We start from the raw sequence: 16,972 nt of genomic DNA, 5'->3' as shown, positions 1-16,972 counted from the left end.
CCAAGTTTCGGGGGTCAGTTCAATAAGTGGTTAAGCTTTTTTGTTTATAGACCGTACATTTTAAATAAAAGATTACTCTTCCATCGATTGCTTGTGCATCAGCCAGTATTGAACCAAAGCATTAAGCTGTTCTTGCTTAAAAGGCTTGGTGCAATAATCTTGCATACCGACATCAAGGTATTTTTTACGCTCGCCATCCATCGCATTGGCAGTCAAAGCAATGATAGGTGGCAACTCGTGCGGATCATAAAGCTCATGCAGCTTAATAGTCGCCTGAACACCGTCCATAATTGGCATATGGTGGTCCATCAAGATGACATCATACAGCTCGGGATTCATAGCAAAAACCTCAATGGCTTGTTGCCCATCAGTGACGTGAGTGACAGTATGCCCGCTATTGTTAAGTGCCTTTTTAGCAATCATGGCATTAACACTATCATCCTCAACAAGTAAGATATGACCGATAAGCTCATGACTCGACTCTGTCATATCAAAGTCGTTCGAGTCCTGCCAGTTCTCGTAGCCTGCCTCATCAATTAGAGGTAATGGCAGTAATACGGTAAAGGTTGTTCCGACTCCGACGACACTGTTCACTTCGATATAACCACCCATAAGGTTCACTAAAGATTTACAAACCGATAAGCCAAGTCCCGTACCACCATAAAGACGATGAGTATAGGTATTGGCTTGATCATAAGCATCAAATATCGCTTCTAATGATTCAGGCTTAATACCGACCCCCGTATCTGTAACTTTAATACAGAACGTCATGTCTTGATGATTAATCAAGCTACTATCATCAGTATTATAATGAGAAGTCTGCTCTACATGAAGTGCATTATTGCACGTAGCATTATGATCTCCATATTCATTACCACAAGGATTGTTTTGCATGTGCTTGACGTCAATCGTCACCCGGCCACCTTCGCGGGTAAATTTGATCGCGTTATTGACCAAATTTACCATGATTTGCTTAAGCCGAACTGGATCACCCTTGATATATGGCGATAACGACTCCGTAAAATGGTAGTCTAAAACCAAACCGCGCTGACGAGCTTTGACAGCAAATAAGCTCACCACTTCATTGCAAAGGCTCGAGAGGTTCATTGGAATAGAATCAATGGTCATTTTGCCCGACTCAACTTTTGATAAATCTAAAATACCATTGATAATTGCCAGCAGATGCTCATTTGAGACCTTTATATTGTCGACGTATTCTTGTTGTTCAGCGCTCAGCTTTGTTTCGCTGAGCATCTCAACCATACCAATAATGCCATTCATTGGTGTTCGAATTTCGTGGCTCATATTGGCTAAAAACTCGGACTTCATCTCATTGGCATGCTTCGCATGACGCTGCTGATCTTGTAGTTTTAAGGCATCGGCTGCCATCATGGCAAATTGCGCTAATATCTTTGCTTGCTTATCAGTAAAGTCGTGGTGCGGCTGTACATCCATCAAACATAAAGAACCCAAACGGTAGGGCTTATCATCCTCACTTATAATAATGGGCGCACCAGCATAAAAGCGCAAATACGGTGCTTCTGCTACCAGAGGATGGTGTTTAAAGCGGCTGTCCTCTGACAAATCTGGGACCACCAAAACCTCATCTGAGGTGAGGGTAAAATTACAAATAGCCACTTCACGCGGCGTCGTACACATACCGTCAAGCCCATGACCTGACTTTAAATATTGCGTGTCCTCATCTATAAAGGTAATGGCTACTATGGGCATATCAAAAAACAGTTTAGCAAGCTCAGTTAAGCGTGCAAAAGCTGGCTCTTCATTCGTATTGAGTACCTCATACTTTTTAAGTCTTCTGATACGCTCAGCATCATCCGCTGCGATAGGATAACAATAACCGTTTTGGGGCAAGTTGGATGTAGACAAAATGGACTCCATTAATTCATATCAAACGTTTGGCTTAACCGCCGTCTGCTTGAGTAATAATTGTAATGCCTCACTCACCATCAACATTGCTACCACCGAAGTGACAACTACCGCCGAGCCATAACCGCCGCAGTGTAACCCTCCCATCTGACAGCTTTTATCGACGCGCGGGGGTTCTGTCGAATAGACACACTTGATACCAAACTTTTCTTTAAGCGCACTATTGATGCCTTTTTCGTGGCGCAGTTTGTTACGTAGCTTAGCTAATAGCGGATCTTGATAACTGTCGCGCAAATCACTGACGCGAATCTGGCTTGGGTCTATTTTACCACCCGCCCCGCCTGCGCAAACCAATTTTAATTTGTTAAAACGACAATGCAGCGCAATGGCAAGTTTGGCATTCATATCATCGACACAATCTAAAACGACAATGGGATTTTTTTGCGCAGCCGCTTTGGCTTGCTCACGATTGGGTAATAACGCCGCGACGTTTTCAGCAGTCAAAAAATCATCCACTAAATGTAGCGTGACTTTTGGATTAATCTCACGGATACGTGTCGCCATCGCGGCAATTTTATTTTGCCCAAACGTACTGTCTAACGCTGGTAGCTGACGATTGATGTTTGAGGCCACCAAAATATCCAAATCAATCAACGTAATCATCCCAACCGCCGTGCGAGCGAGCGCTTCTGCTGCCCAAGACCCTACCCCGCCAACACCAATCACATAAACATGCGCTGCAGCAAACGTATCTACTGCCGAGGCACCATAAAGGTTTTGCGTACCTTTAAAACGGCGCTCATACTGCTCATCTTTATCTTCGTCTAAGCCCGTTATGTCCAAGTTTTCAGAAGGAAGCTGTTTATTAGTAGCAATGACATTTTGGTTCTTTAAAGTATCTGGCTGTGCCGTAAGTGTTTGCAATTGTGCTTCTTCAGTCATAACAGGTGAAAGCTCTTGTAAAGGTTTTTAATTAGTAATCAGCAGGTTTTATAACAATTATCACGTATAATGCCAGTCGGTCTGTAAAGCACTGCAACTGTTGTGCCACAATTGCTCGGCAAGCGTATTTGCTGGTACGTCCAGTAATTCACTTAAACTGCTTAATACATAAGGCAGATTGGCAGGGACGTTTCTATTATGAGTCGGCGCATCATCCCTTTCATCATCTGGACTTTGTCCATGCGCTGACTGATTATCGCTCGAATCTTGGCACATTATAGGCGTCATATCCGGGCAGTCGGTCTCGATGACCAAACATTCAGTGCCATAAGTGTCGACCGCCGCTTGAACTGCACGGCGCAGCTTCTTTGCATTTGGATTGGTCACTTGACCGGTCACACCAAGTTTAAAGCCCAGTTTTACAAACGCTTTTGCTTCTTGTTCGCCGCCACTAAAGCTATGAGCAATGCCGCCAAGCTTATGGGCATCATAATCATGCGCTTTTAATAGTGCCAACGCTTCAGCATGCGCTTTACGAATATGGAGCATCACAGGTAGTTGATGCGTGACCGCCATGTCTAGCTGCGCGTTAAAAAAACGCTGCTGTTTTTCTAACATCTCAGGCTGCTTCATTTCATTGGTGAACGTATCTAAACCGATTTCACCGATGGCTAAAGGACGCTTTTCATTTAACCTCTGCGCCATACTCTGTAAATGCGCCTCTGTATGCTGGTCGATGTAAAAAGGATGCAGACCTAGGGCAATATGCGCCGTAAGATGCGATTCTTCTTGTTCAGCAGTTTGTCCTGCAATAGAGGGCGACTGTTTATTAATCAGTTGCTCAGTCTCATACAGGCGCTCAAAATGTTGGTGCAAATAACCTACTAGCACCAGATGGCGTACGCCATGTTGATAAGCCTTTTGTAGCTGCTCGTCTCTATCAACATCAAATACCGGTTCATCAAAGTGGGTATGCGTATCGATTAAAGGGAAAATAGTAGGTAGGTTCTCATTAGCGTTAAATGAGGCGTCAATCGTCGTCATCAATAGACTCCAAATTTAATGATTTTAATAATATTTTTTAAATAAAAACGTAGCTTTAATCGGTAGTTATTGCCTTTAATAGAATAGCTTTTAATGTTAACAGCTTCTATTTTAGCGCTGAATTATCCTTAATATCTGTCTGATTAGGTACTTTGCCAGGCACTTTATCATTACGATTACTTTTAGCATCATCTGATAATTTTCTATCGGCTTTTTTACTACTACGCCGCGGAATCAGTAACAAAGCCATGCCAACCGTACTTAGGGTCAACCATTTTTTTCTATTTTTGTTAGGATTGCCCATTATTGTCGCCTATCTGTTTTAACTGCTCTTTATTTAATTGTCTTAAAAGTTCTGCTACTCAAAACTTCTGCCACTTAAAATTAGTGCCATTTAAAGTATGGTTATAAATAAATGTTTATAAAAGCCATACGTTATTAAGTCTCTTTTAATTATACGCCGCTCGAGGATACGCTGTGTTTAACTGTGTTATGAATACGCAAGCTAATGTACGGTAACGCCATCATGCCGTATATTTACTCGCTATATCGTTTTATTTTAACCTAGAGGTCGTCGCTTGCAATATTAACTGGCAAGCGACCCATATTTGAATTTAACGTTTTAAGGGATAAGTCGTCATGCCATTATTACCTGGACTGTCCACTTTAGTGAAACCTTGCGAGGTCGATTTTGGCGTTTGGTCGCGCTTAGGAACCAGTGGATTGAGCGGCATCAATTCATAGTCTGCGCTAACATTGCCATTCCAGCCTTCTGTCCCACTAAGCGGCAACTGTTTAATCGTGCCGTTTTTGTCGATAACCAGCTGTAGGACGCGCATTTGATTGTATTTACGCTCGGTCACACTAGCGACAGCCCCGCCGTCACGTAAGATGGTCGGTTGTAAAAATATGATTAAGTTACTCTTTTGCGTGCTGTCATTATCAGAGCGGAACAGTCGCCCAATGACGGGCACACTACCCAAGCCGGGAACTTTTTGTTGGCGGGTGGTGGTGTTATCGCGCATCAAACCGCCCAAGGCAATCGTCTGCTGATCGTCGGCTAGGATGGTGGTATTAATCAGGCTTTTATTGGTAATAAGACCGCTGGCATTGGCCGCGCTGCCGGGTACGACTGATGAGACCTCTTGCGAAACCTCCAAACGCACGGTGCCATTGTCACCGATATGAGGTATAACGTTTAAATTGATACCAATATCTTGGCGGTCAATGGTTTGGAATGGATTGGTTGAAGAGTCACTGCCGGTGGTATAAGAACCGGTGACAAAAGGCACGTTTTGACCAACTAAAATACTGGCTTTTTCATTATCTAAGGTCAAGATTGATGGCATAGACAACAAATTGGCACTGGTCGATGAATCAAGCGCTTGTAAGATAGCGCCATAAAACTGCGTATTGCCTTGGCTGTCTTTTTTACTATCGCCGATGCCAATCAACGCGCCAGCAATAGAGCCTGCCGCTGAACTAATATTTGCCCCGCCCGACAACGCTGCAGCAGCAAGCGAAACGGCACTTGCACCAACATTATTAAAGTTCACCACTCCATACCCACTATTGGCATTGCCTAGCGCCCACTGCACGCCAAGTTGGGTAGCGTCATCGCCTGACACCTCGACAATCGCCGCTTGAATCAATACCTGCGCGCGGCGGCTGTCAAGCTGATTGACGGCATCTTCAATCTCGAACATCAGCTCGGGCGCGGCATTGACGATGACCGCATTTTGGGTTTCATCAGCGATAATACTAAAGGGACGACCGCCGATACCGTTACCTGCGCCGCCTAAACTTGACGTGGATAAAGCCGCGCCACTATTGCCAGCCGTATTGTTCGTAGCACTATTGGCAAGCGCATTAGCGCTACTATTAATGGTCGACCCCGTACTACTGGCACCGTTTAGGGAAGCTGACTCTAAGGTTGAGGCGGCACCAGAGCTATTGATAGATTGACTGGCAAGCAAGCCGCGTAGCATCTCTGCAATGTGTCCAGCACTGGCATATTTTAAACGAAAGACGCGCAGACCGCTCAAACGCCTTGATGGCGTGGTGTCTAGCTGACTCACCATTTCTTGGACTTTGGCAATCATCTCAGGACTGCCTTTGACGAGTAGCCTATCGCTAGAGGTATCGGCGATGACTTTTAGCTGATTACTACCGCCTTGCGCTTGCCCGCTACCCGCGCTTGCTACCAAGGCGCTGATCAACTCCATCATGCGCTCGGCATCGACATGACGCAGCGGTATGACTTGCAAACTGTCATTGACGTTGCTGTCTAAATCGCGGATAAGCGCTGTCAATTGGTTTAGGCTATCAGCGCGATCAGACAACACTAGAGCATTGACGCCCGGTACTGCTGCTGCGTGCGCCGACTGTGGCATCAAGGGTCGAATGACGCCGAGCACTTCTGCGGCTTGGGTATTGGTCAAATAAATCACCCGCGTTGCTAGCGCTTCACCAACGCTATCTCCGCGTAAGTCCACCGCCACGCCAGATTGTTTGGCGACGTTATCAGGCACCAGCTTAATCGTCGTACCCGAGTCGATAGCGGCAATACCATTCACCTGCATCACACTTAAAAACAGCTGAAAAATCTCGTCACGCGACAGCGCTTTGTTAGAAATAACCGTCACATTACCGTTGATGCGCGGATCAAGGACAAAGTTTTGATTGGTAATGGTCGCCACTTCATTAATAAAAGCTTTGATATCAGCGTCTTGCAGATTAACCTTCCAGCTTTCTGCATTAACAAGGCCCGTACTTGCCGCCCACAGTGGCACAGCTAGGCAAAGCGGACGACACAAACGCATCAAACGCTGCAAGATATGGTACAAAGGCGTGACTGAAAAGTTTTGAGAACTGACCATATTGATGATTACCTACAGTAATGTCGCATGTTACTTGATGTCGTGTTTGCTGAGTTTTGTATGCTGAATTAATATTATCTAAATTAAGAACTGATGAATATTTTTAATTAAAACTGCTGACGAATGGTAATGATTTGATCGCCGCGTTGTACTTCTATTTGTGCTTCGCCAGATTGTTTTACTTGTTGCAACACGCTGGCATCTTGCCCAGGATTGCTGCCGACACTTTGACCATTAACGGTCAGTACCTTATCTCCCGGCTCAAGCCCTAAGCGATTACGCAGTTTCGCTGGCATAGCTGCTGTGACCTGATAGCTTTCGCCGGATGCCATCACGCCCATTCGACTTAAATAACTGGCAGGGTTTTCTTGTAATTCGGTGACGGCTTCATCAATTGGCGACTTCGGCTCGCTATCACTACTTGCCTCCTCATTTGCTTGCATCTCAGGATTGGCTTGCCCTGACAACGGCGCATTAGATGAGTTAGGCAACATAGTGTTATTTGGCAGACGTTGATTACTCACCGCACCCGCCATCATAGCACTTTGATCAAGCGGCATGGCTTCCGGCATTCTGATGACGATTTCTTTATCATTAGCATCAGCAATGATGACTTCATTCCAATCAACGGCAACCAGCGTATAGTCGCTGTCTTTTAAAGTATCACCGATACGGTAATTTTTCACTTCACCATTGACGTCCAACATCGCTGAAGACAGACTCTCTGGTATAGCAATCAGTACACCTTTTAACCCAATATTAGGCGGTGGCTGCACTGGCGCAGCAATAGGATCAGGGTCAGCAAAAATGGCAAATAAACCACTATAATCTGTACTTGAATTCGCCGAACTTTGTAAAGGCGCAAGTGGCAATGCAGGAGCTAATGGTGCCGCTAGCAATAACCACAGTAAGCGCGCGGCTGTCCAGCACAACCAAATAATGGCTAATAGTAATAACCACGCTGAAAAGCGATTGAGGGTATTAATAATAGGTTTTAAACGACTAGATATATTGGTAACACTCATCATCTAGCGTGCCCCCAAACCAGCAAGTAGTGGCTGCCGCACACTAACCACAGGCGTATCTTGCGGTGCTTGTCCTTTATATTCCGGCATGTTTTCTAGTAGGCGCTGCGTTAAGCTCACATCCAACATATTGTCGCCATCGATATACAGATCGCCCAAGCGTTTCTCTTGGTTGTTTAACAGATTGATATGCAGCAAATTTTTATTATTCTTTTGCTCGGCACTAAGTTCGGCTCGTAGCGTGGGCATGGTGATATAAAAGACCTTACCGCCACTAGGATAGCCAACTTCGCCGCCAACCCACGTTAGCTGACCGCTCGCTTCACTAAATCCCGCCGCATTTTTACCTGATTTTTCGCTTGAAGTGCTTGCAGCATTCTTTGCCGCTGATTGACGTTTTAATGAAACATTATTGACCTGAATTGGGGTATTAGGCAGTTGCCAATCAACCACTCTGGCCAAAGTTTCAGGGGCAATTTTACCGTTCATGTTTTGAATCTGCCACGAGCTAAGGCCTAGTTTTACCTGACCATTTAGTCGCGTCTGTTCTGAGCTGATATCGACCTCTGCACCTAGTTTGCCCAATAATAAATGCCAAGGTTGCCACGACCACTCAGTGGTACCAGTAAGCGGCGTTGCTGACACAGGCAATTGCCAAATCGCAGAGCCTTGCCATAAGTTGCCCGACACATGTTGCACATACGGCGTATCTGGGACATATTTTTCAAGTAGCCATGCGGCGGGCATTTGCAAAACGGCAAATAGCGCGAATAATATAAACCCAAATAGCCACCAGAGCTTGCGGGGACGCTTATCAGACGACGTGGATACTTGGGACACGGTTACCTAACTCTTATATAAGACAAAAACGTCATTATCATAGCAAACAATGGCATACAGTTGACAGAAAAAAAGCCAGTATCTTTATACCAAAATATCGGCGATAAAGAGACTGACTTTTTTCTATCGACTTATTGATTAAACAATCATTATTAATGTGGCATTAAAGCACAATAATATGAGAATTTAAAAAGAAATTTTTAAATAACTAAATCGCAAAATCTTCAAGTTTACGACCGGCCGCTAGCGCGTCTACCAACCAAGTTGGTTTGCGTCCGCGGCCTGTCCATGTTTCTTCATTATTATCCGTATTACGATATTTAATACTGCGCTTTTTCTCAAGTTTCTCGCCCGCTTGTAGAATTTCTTCGATGCTCGCATCGCTGTCTTCAGCAATTTTTTCAAACTGCATGTAGGCATCATACAAACGCTGATGCTGTTTTTGCTCAATAAGTTGCTGCGCATTTTCAGTAATAGCGCGCAACTCATCGACATTTAAATTATTTAAATCAATGACGTTATTTTTGTTCATCATAATCTCCACTTTTATATCAAAGTTATAATCGAGTTGAATTTTTACTAAAAACTTATTAGCAATTAAGATCTTAAGTAGCAGTAATATAAACAAAAATATAAATCATCACAAGTATTGATTGTTATTCGATAAAAAATACGAGCAATTAATTAACTGTTTTTTAAACACTACTGATCGCTATCTTAAACCTATCAATTACCATTACTCAAAACCGAACGTTTTATCAGTCATAGAATTAAATAAATCTAATGGCATAAAAAAAGAGCCTGCAAATCAGACTCTCTTTTTATAATCTTAAGGTATATCCTAGAACGGAATATCATCATCTACAGGACCGTCAGGCATTGCCGTCGGTTTTGATTGAGCAGGTTTATTAAATTGGTTTTGCTGCGCTGGCGCATTTTGATTGTTAAAGCTGTTTTGGTTGTTGCCTTGATTTTGATTGTAGCCACCTTGTTGATTGCTTCCTTGTTGACCAAAGCTATTTTGGCTACCTTGATTTTGGTTTTGACCACCAAACCCGCCGCCCTGATTACCATAGCCGCCTTGACCTTGATATTGATTTGAGCTTTGACCGCCACCAAAGCTGCCACCGTCATTACTACCACCCGTCGCACCATCCAGCATTTGCATTTGCTCAGCGCGAATCTCAGTAATATAGCGGTCTTGACCATTGGGATCTTGGTATTTACGCGTTCGCAAGCTACCTTCGATATAAACTTTACTACCTTTACGCAGATATTGCGCTGCGATTTCGCCTAAACGATTAAACAGTGAGATGCGATGCCATTCGGTCGCTTCTCTTTTTTCACCGCTTTGCTTGTCTGTCCACTGCTCTGATGTCGCAACCGAGATATTGGTCACGCTACCACCATTATTAAATTGACGTGCCTCAGGGTCTGCTCCAAGGTTACCGATAATGATAACTTTATTAACTCCGCGCATAATGTCGTCCTTTTACTTATAAAACGTTTAATGGATATTTTAATCACTATTTATAGAAACTGATTAATAATATCAGTAATATGAGTTTACTTTAACCAATTGTTGTTTAAATATCTACCGCAATCATCGTGTAGGCGACGTCCGATGTCGCATATATTTACGGTTAAAGGCTTACAATTAATCGACCACATATCCTAGATATCTAGAGGGCTTTGCGCCAAATTCGACAGCTTTTGTTTGGCTGCATCAGTCAATTGCGTTTTGTCTAATTTTAAATAAGCAACCTGCTCTTTTGCCATCACCACCAGTTCATCAACGCCATCTATCGCCAGCATTTTCCGCGACCAATCTTGAATATCGATATCTTTAGGAATCGTCACGGTGGTGCTTGATAAATACGGTGGATCGGTAATAGGAATAATCAGTAGCAATGCCGCGCCCATGATAACGGCTAATACGCTCCACGCTAGTAAATTCGGCTGCGTTAATAATAATCCGCCCATCGCCCCACCGACAAACGCGCCAAAGAACTGACTCGATGAATTGAGTCCCATCGCCGTCGCTTTATTAGCAACTGGCGCACGTTTTGATATCCATGAAGGAATCGTCGCCTCAAGCAAATTAAATCCCATAAAATATAAAAGCAAGCCTAGAATGATACCAACACCAACCTGACTACCAAGCGCCAACAGCGCTAAAGCAGCAGTCATTAAGGCAATCGCTGCTAAGAATACTTGGCGCATTTTGCGTTTCTTTTCGGCAATAATGATAAAAGGTATCGCTACCGCAAAGCCAATAAACAATAACGGCAAATAAACCAAACCCTGCTGACGTACTGATAAACCAAGTACTTCACTGAGTTGATGCGGCAAGATAACAAAGATAGCCGTCATGGTTAAATGCAGAGCAAAAATACCGATATGCAAACGGTTTAAATCGCCAATTTTTAGCACATCAGCCAACTGCTGACCGATCGATTTATTGTCCAAATTATGCTTAAGCACCCGTAGCGGTGTCGGCACGAACAATAATAGCAACATTGCTAAAACAGCAAAGCCCGCGGTTAACCAAAACAGCCCTGAGATACCCAGCGAGCCGACCAATAAAGGCCCAAAAGCAAAGGCCAGCATAATAGAGGTGGCAATGGTCAAACCCATCGTCGCCATGGCTTTGGTTCGCATCTCTTCGCGCGTCACATCAGCAAGTAATGCCATCAATACCGCCGAGACCGCGCCACTTCCTGCCAGCGCCCGCCCAACAATGACCTCATAAATGTCGGTTGCATTGGCAGCGATGACACCGCCAATAGCAAATAATATAAGCCCCAAAAAGATAATCGGCTTACGCGGAAACTTATCCGCGGCAAGGCTCATCGGGATTTGAAAAATCGCTTGCCCGAGCCCATAAATACCGACAGCCAAGCCAATCAGAAACGGCGTCGCGTGCGCATAATTATCACCATACACCGAAAACACGGGCACAATCATAAACAGGCCAATCATCCGTAAGGCGAAGATACCACCGACCCCAATAATTGCCCGTTTTTCTACGCTATTCATACTTGCCTCACTGGTTCATCATTGCTGGTTTATCACTGCGACTTGCTGGTATTATCACGCCGTTATCAAGGCTTTAGCCTATAAATTAGGCCCACTAGTATAAGCCATTCGCGGTTTGGTTGCCGAAACTTTTATCTTACTGCCGCAGCCGCCCTGTTAGCACCTACTTATGCTTTTTATGGAGACGAAAATTTTGTTACCAAGTGCATCTAATGGCTCATCACACCTTGAATAATGCCGCTGCCATGACAATAAAGTAAGACGTTGACAAGATACTTGCCTTGACCGTACGGCTGTTCTTAAACTGATTTTAATGATAGAGATATATAGCAAGTATATTGGCTTTTAAAGCAGCCAAGCTTTTAGGAAATACGATATTTAAAATAATAAAATCTAAAGCGGCATGATATAAACAAGTAATACTTAAATAAGCAGTACTTACAACTAACAATATTCAAAACCGACATTTTTTCGCAAACTATGCTGAAAAACAAAGCTAGATTCAATCTATAACAAAGCACTTATGTTAGTTAACAAACATTTCATTTAGATTGTTTTAATGATTTCAAGGTTAAGAATTAAGTTAGCTTTGAACGTTACGCTTATATAAACCTTCATCACTGGCACTTTATAAAAACTATTGGCTTGTGAAGAACCATTTTATGACTGTTATTTAATTAAGAAAATTTCGTGATAACGGCAGATTTTTATAAAGCCATAGTAACTTAACAACCAAATATGCTTTTAACAGCCCTTTCATTAACTACATTTAACGCTTAGATTTTATATACCATTTAGCAAATAGGAAACCTATCAACGATGGCACATGACCATATTGCAATTCGCGGCGCACGTACGCACAATCTAAAAAACATCGATTTAGACATCCCACGCGATAAATTCGTGGTAATTACTGGTTTATCAGGTTCTGGTAAGTCGTCCTTGGCGTTTGATACGCTTTATGCTGAAGGCCAGCGCCGTTATGTCGAAAGCTTGTCGGCGTATGCGCGTCAGTTCCTCTCACAAATGGAAAAGCCAGAAGTTGATAGTATCGAAGGCTTGTCGCCAGCCATTGCTATCGAGCAAAAATCAACCAACCACAATCCACGTTCAACGGTTGGGACGATTACTGAGATTTATGACTATTTACGTCTGCTCTATGCACGAATCGGAACGCCCTACTGCCCTGAGCATGGCGAGCCAATGGTTGCACAGTCAGTGACCGAGATGGTCGATCAAGTTATGGCATTGCCAGAAGATACCAAGTTAATGATATTGGCGCCCGTCATTCGTGAGCGTAAAGGCGAGCATACCGTTTTGCTTGAGCAATTAATTGGCCAGGGTTTTGTCCGCGTGCGTGTCGACGGCGATGTCTACGATACTGATGAGCTACCTACGCTCGATAAAAAGAAAAAACATACCATCGAAGTCGTCGTTGACCGCTTTAAAGTCCGTGATGATTTGGGCAACCGCGTTGCTGAAAGTCTCGAGACTGCGCTACGTTTAGGTCAGGGTCTAGTGACGCTGCACTTTATGGACGGCAATCCAAAAGAAGGCGGCGACGCTAATCAGGTGATGTCTGCCAAGCATTCTTGCCCTGTTTGTGATCGCGCGGTTTCTGAGCTTGAGCCGCGAATGTTCAGTTTTAACAATCCGTATGGCGCTTGCCCAAGCTGTGACGGTCTTGGTAAACGTCAGTATTTCTCTGCTGAAAAGCTAATTACCCACCATGAAAGATCGCTTAACCAAGGGGCGATTAACGGTTGGGATAAGCGCCATGCCTATTATTTTGGCTTGCTATCGACCGTTTGTCATCATTTTAACATCGATATGGATACGCCATGGCAAGACCTGCCAAAAGCGCAGCAAGATGTCATCATGCATGGCTCTGGCAGAGAAAAGCTGACTTTTAACTTCACCGATGAGCGCGGTCGTAAAACCAATAAGACCGTGCCATTTGAAGGCGTGCTGCCGTATTTAGAGCGCCGTTATGCCAAAACCCAAAGTAACCTTGTGCGTGATGAATTAGCAAAATATTTGGCTGATACCACTTGTAACGTCTGTGATGGCGCACGTCTCAATGAAATCTCACGCAATGTGCGCGTAGACGATCAAACCATTGCCCAAATCGTCAAGCTGTCTATCGGTGACGCCGCTGACTATTATAAAACGCTCAAGATTGGTGGTCATAAAGGTGAAGTGGCGGAAAAAATCTTTAAAGAGATTAATGAGCGATTAAATTTCTTGGTCAGTGTTGGGCTTGATTATTTGACCCTTGCCCGCTCTGCTGAAACGCTATCGGGTGGTGAAGCACAGCGTATTCGTCTTGCCAGCCAAATCGGTGCTGGTCTGATGGGCGTGATGTATGTACTCGATGAGCCCTCAATCGGCCTGCATCAACGTGATAATGACCGCTTGCTTAAAACCCTAACGCGCTTGCGCGATTTGGGCAATACCGTCCTCGTCGTTGAGCATGACGAAGATGCCATTCGCCAAGCCGATCATGTCATCGATATCGGTGTCGGTGCGGGCGTTCACGGCGGTCATATCATTGCGCAAGGTACGGTCGATGACATTATGGCAACCAAAGGCTCACTCACAGGGCAGTATATGTCCGGTGAGAAACGAATCGAGATTCCAGCCATTCGCCATAAAGCCAAAACCATCGAAGTGGAAGCAAAAGGTAAAGCCAAACCAAAACAAGTACCGATGACCATTGAGCTTAAAGGCGCAACCGGTAATAACTTAAAAGATGTTGATTTGAGCTTACCGATTGGCATTATGACTTGTATTACGGGCGTCTCTGGTTCTGGTAAATCAACCTTGATTAACCGCACCTTGATGCCTATCGCTGCCACTCAGCTAAATAATGCCTCAACGCTGATTGCTGATAAACATGACAGCATTAGCGGACTTGAGCATTTGGATAAAATGGTTGATATCGACCAAAGCCCGATTGGCCGTACGCCGCGCTCAAACCCTGCGACCTATACTGGTGTATTTACGCCAGTGCGTGAGATGTTTGCCCAAACGCAAGAAGCGCGCGCTCGCGGTTATAAAGCCGGTCGCTTTAGCTTTAACGTCAAAGGCGGTCGCTGTGAGATGTGTCAAGGCGATGGTCTTATCAAAGTTGAGATGCACTTCTTACCTGATATGTATGTGCCGTGTGATACCTGTCATGGTAAACGCTATAACCGCGAGACGTTAGAGATACACTATAAAGGTAAGAACATCGCTGATGTGCTTGATATGACGGTTGAGGACGCGACTGAATTCTTCTCAGCGATTCCAGCGATTCATCGTCGCCTGCAAGCGCTGATGGACGTTGGTCTGAGCTATATTCGCTTGGGTCAGTCCGCGCCAACGCTATCAGGCGGTGAAGCGCAGCGCGTCAAACTGGCGCGTGAGCTTGCCAAACGTGATACCGGACAGACGCTGTATATCTTGGATGAGCCAACCACTGGTCTGCATTTCCATGATATCGATAAGCTGCTGCATATCCTCCATACCCTTCGCGATAAAGGCAATACTATCGTGGTCATCGAGCACAATCTCGACGTCATCAAAACGGCGGATTGGGTAATTGACCTTGGCCCTGAAGGTGGTAAAGGTGGCGGAATGATAATCGCGGAAGGCACGCCTGAGGAAGTAGCAGAAGTGAAAGGCTCGTATACTGGTGAGTTCTTAAAGCCGATGCTTAAGCAAGCGATGAAAGAAGTGAGCTGATAGAAATTTAATTGTTGATGAAAGGCTACTCTTTAGGGGGTGGCCTTTTTTGTTGGGTTTAGATTCAGAATTATCATATTTTATCTATTTAAATATTTTCTGTACTTTTTAGAATCTTTTTTGTCAATAAAGCTTAAGATTTCTTCTCTACGTTTTAACACTTTTTGTTCAAACAAGTGTAATGTAGCCTGTAGCTCATTATACTTTTCTGAAGTGAAAAGTGACTGAATGGATTTTCTGCCTTCTGAATTAACTTTAGTAGTTTTGAGCATACCAGCACCAAATTCAGATGATGCGTTGAGTACTGTAGGAAGTAATTTCACAATTAAGATATCGAAATAGTTGAAAGGATATTCATAATAGATTTCAAAGTAGAATTCAATATGAGTACCGTATTCCTCATTAGAATTGTAAAAGAAATAATTTATAAGTTGATTTTGACTTTCATCAAAATTAAAGTATTTGATATATATAGTTAAGTCTTTATAAAATCGATACAGCCCATATCATGAAACAGTTTAGGCAGATTATTCTCCATCCACCTTTGGCGTAGAAACTTAGCCTGTGCCCATTTTTTCTCGATAGGGTTCAGATCAGGGCTGTACGGCGGCAGCCAAAGAATACGATGGCCATGTCTGTTGAGTAGTTTTTGGATACGTCTGCTTTTATGAAAGCGGGCATTATCCATAACGATCACGCATTTAGTCTTGAGACTTGGAATTAGCGTGAACTTACACCAGTCATAAAATATATTGCTATTGATATTTGTCTCAACGTACTCAAGCGCAAACAGCATTTTTTCATAGAGAGCTCCGATGACATTCGTACGTCTCGAAGCTTGCCAGTTGTAGCTATCGATACAGGGTTTACCAATCGGTGCATAGCCATGAGAACGAATGGTTTCAGACTCAAAGCCGCTTTCATCCATATAGACAATGGGATAGCCTTGCTGCGTAAAGCGATCAAGCCTACTCTGGAATATCGCTCTTTTTATCGGACACGCTTTTGGGTGTTCTAAGGTCTTTTTTTTGACTGATACCAAGACGCTTTAAAGCATTGAAGATGCCCGTTTTACTACAGTTCAAGCGACGAGCTCTTTCATAGTTATAATCATCTGGGTATCTTTTTACGTCTTCAATCAATGCGTCATCAGGTATTTTAGTTGGTGCTTTATTTCTGGTTGTTTTAGGAGCTAAAATCTTCTGCCAGCTGTGAATGGTACTGGTGCTAAGTCCATAAAATAGCGCAGCTTCTCGTATGGTCATACCATCAGCGATGCTAGAAAGTACCTGTTTGCGATAGTCTATTGAATAAGTCATCGTTTATTTCATTAAATGCTATTGTTAATAGGGTTGTATCGGTTTTATTTGGATTAGACTAGACCTCTTGCAAAAGTCATAAACCAAGCTCGAAATTAACAACACCAGCGAATAGCTTCATTCTAAGATCATAGCGTTGACGACGGTTGCGATATTTATGAGCCACAATTTTGAATAATTTAATTAAGCCTATTTTGTGCTCAACCATAATGCGAAACTTTGCCAGATAGTGATTGGCTTGTTTGCAGAGCTCTAACAGCTGACCCCCACG

Annotated in this window: 14 protein-coding genes and 1 pseudogene; 1 reads left to right on the top strand and 14 read right to left on the bottom strand. The window is 43.7% G+C overall.

Annotated features, from left to right (window positions below):
• Positions 1 to 72: 72 nt before the first annotated feature.
• The 10 genes from B4K26_RS03800 to B4K26_RS03755 form a co-directional block, all read right to left on the bottom strand.
• Complete coding sequence (locus B4K26_RS03800; protein ID WP_296243652.1) at positions 73 to 1,887, bottom strand: GAF domain-containing hybrid sensor histidine kinase/response regulator; 1,815 nt, start codon at positions 1,885 to 1,887, stop codon at positions 73 to 75.
• Positions 1,888 to 1,908: 21 nt separating this feature from the next.
• Positions 1,909 to 2,829 carry a tRNA threonylcarbamoyladenosine dehydratase gene (locus B4K26_RS03795; RefSeq protein WP_296243651.1) on the bottom strand — a complete coding sequence of 307 codons (921 nt, stop codon included), beginning with the start codon at positions 2,827 to 2,829 and terminating at the stop codon, positions 1,909 to 1,911.
• 60 nt (positions 2,830 to 2,889) lie between these two features.
• Positions 2,890 to 3,873: a TatD family hydrolase gene (locus B4K26_RS03790; RefSeq protein ID WP_296243649.1), complete on the bottom strand. Its 984-nt coding sequence runs from the start codon at positions 3,871 to 3,873 to the stop codon at positions 2,890 to 2,892.
• A 106-nt stretch (positions 3,874 to 3,979) separates the two neighbouring features.
• A complete protein-coding gene (locus tag B4K26_RS03785; protein ID WP_296243648.1) occupies positions 3,980 to 4,177 on the bottom strand; it encodes a hypothetical protein in 198 nt (65 codons plus the stop codon).
• A 310-nt stretch (positions 4,178 to 4,487) separates the two neighbouring features.
• A complete protein-coding gene (gene gspD, locus B4K26_RS03780) occupies positions 4,488 to 6,752 on the bottom strand; it encodes a type II secretion system secretin GspD (protein WP_296243647.1) in 2,265 nt (754 codons plus the stop codon).
• A gap of 107 nt (positions 6,753 to 6,859) precedes the next feature.
• On the bottom strand, positions 6,860 to 7,780 hold the full coding sequence (locus B4K26_RS03775; protein WP_296243646.1) for a type II secretion system protein N: 921 nt from the start codon (positions 7,778 to 7,780) through the stop codon (positions 6,860 to 6,862).
• The gene (gene gspN / locus B4K26_RS03770; RefSeq protein WP_296243645.1) at positions 7,781 to 8,617 is read right to left on the bottom strand and encodes a type II secretion system protein N; all 837 of its coding nucleotides are present in this window, start codon (positions 8,615 to 8,617) and stop codon (positions 7,781 to 7,783) included.
• A gap of 208 nt (positions 8,618 to 8,825) precedes the next feature.
• A complete protein-coding gene (locus B4K26_RS03765) occupies positions 8,826 to 9,152 on the bottom strand; it encodes an H-NS histone family protein (protein ID WP_296243633.1) in 327 nt (108 codons plus the stop codon).
• Between the two features lie 306 nt (positions 9,153 to 9,458).
• Complete coding sequence (gene ssb, locus B4K26_RS03760) at positions 9,459 to 10,097, bottom strand: single-stranded DNA-binding protein (RefSeq protein ID WP_296243632.1); 639 nt, start codon at positions 10,095 to 10,097, stop codon at positions 9,459 to 9,461.
• Positions 10,098 to 10,291: 194 nt separating this feature from the next.
• Positions 10,292 to 11,656, bottom strand: coding sequence for an MFS transporter (locus tag B4K26_RS03755; protein ID WP_296243630.1), 1,365 nt, complete (start codon positions 11,654 to 11,656; stop codon positions 10,292 to 10,294).
• An 819-nt stretch (positions 11,657 to 12,475) separates the two neighbouring features.
• Here B4K26_RS03755 and uvrA point away from each other — a divergent pair.
• The gene (gene uvrA, locus B4K26_RS03750) at positions 12,476 to 15,382 is read left to right on the top strand and encodes an excinuclease ABC subunit UvrA (protein ID WP_296243628.1); all 2,907 of its coding nucleotides are present in this window, start codon (positions 12,476 to 12,478) and stop codon (positions 15,380 to 15,382) included.
• Positions 15,383 to 15,462: 80 nt separating this feature from the next.
• Here the strand turns inward: uvrA and B4K26_RS03745 are convergent, their stop codons facing one another.
• The 4 genes and pseudogenes from B4K26_RS03745 to B4K26_RS03730 all read right to left on the bottom strand — a co-directional run.
• Entirely contained in the window at positions 15,463 to 15,705 is a 243-nt protein-coding gene (locus B4K26_RS03745; RefSeq protein WP_296243627.1) for a hypothetical protein, read from the bottom strand.
• 152 nt (positions 15,706 to 15,857) lie between these two features.
• Entirely contained in the window at positions 15,858 to 16,424 is a 567-nt protein-coding gene (locus B4K26_RS03740; protein ID WP_296243625.1) for an IS630 family transposase, read from the bottom strand.
• Positions 16,351 to 16,701 (bottom strand): IS630 transposase-related protein, encoded by a 351-nt coding sequence (locus B4K26_RS03735; RefSeq protein ID WP_296243623.1) that lies wholly within the window; start codon positions 16,699 to 16,701, stop codon positions 16,351 to 16,353. Before B4K26_RS03735 ends, B4K26_RS03740 begins: the two co-directional genes overlap by 74 nt.
• Before the next feature lie 76 nt (positions 16,702 to 16,777).
• Positions 16,778 to 16,972 (bottom strand): annotated as a pseudogene (locus B4K26_RS03730) (IS5/IS1182 family transposase); the annotation flags it as partial.

This window comes from Psychrobacter sp. UBA6766, from assembly GCF_002453355.1.
Taxonomy (GTDB): domain Bacteria; phylum Pseudomonadota; class Gammaproteobacteria; order Pseudomonadales; family Moraxellaceae; genus Psychrobacter.
Note: the sequence above shows the minus strand (reverse complement) of the source record. Positions and strands in the feature narration are given on the sequence as shown.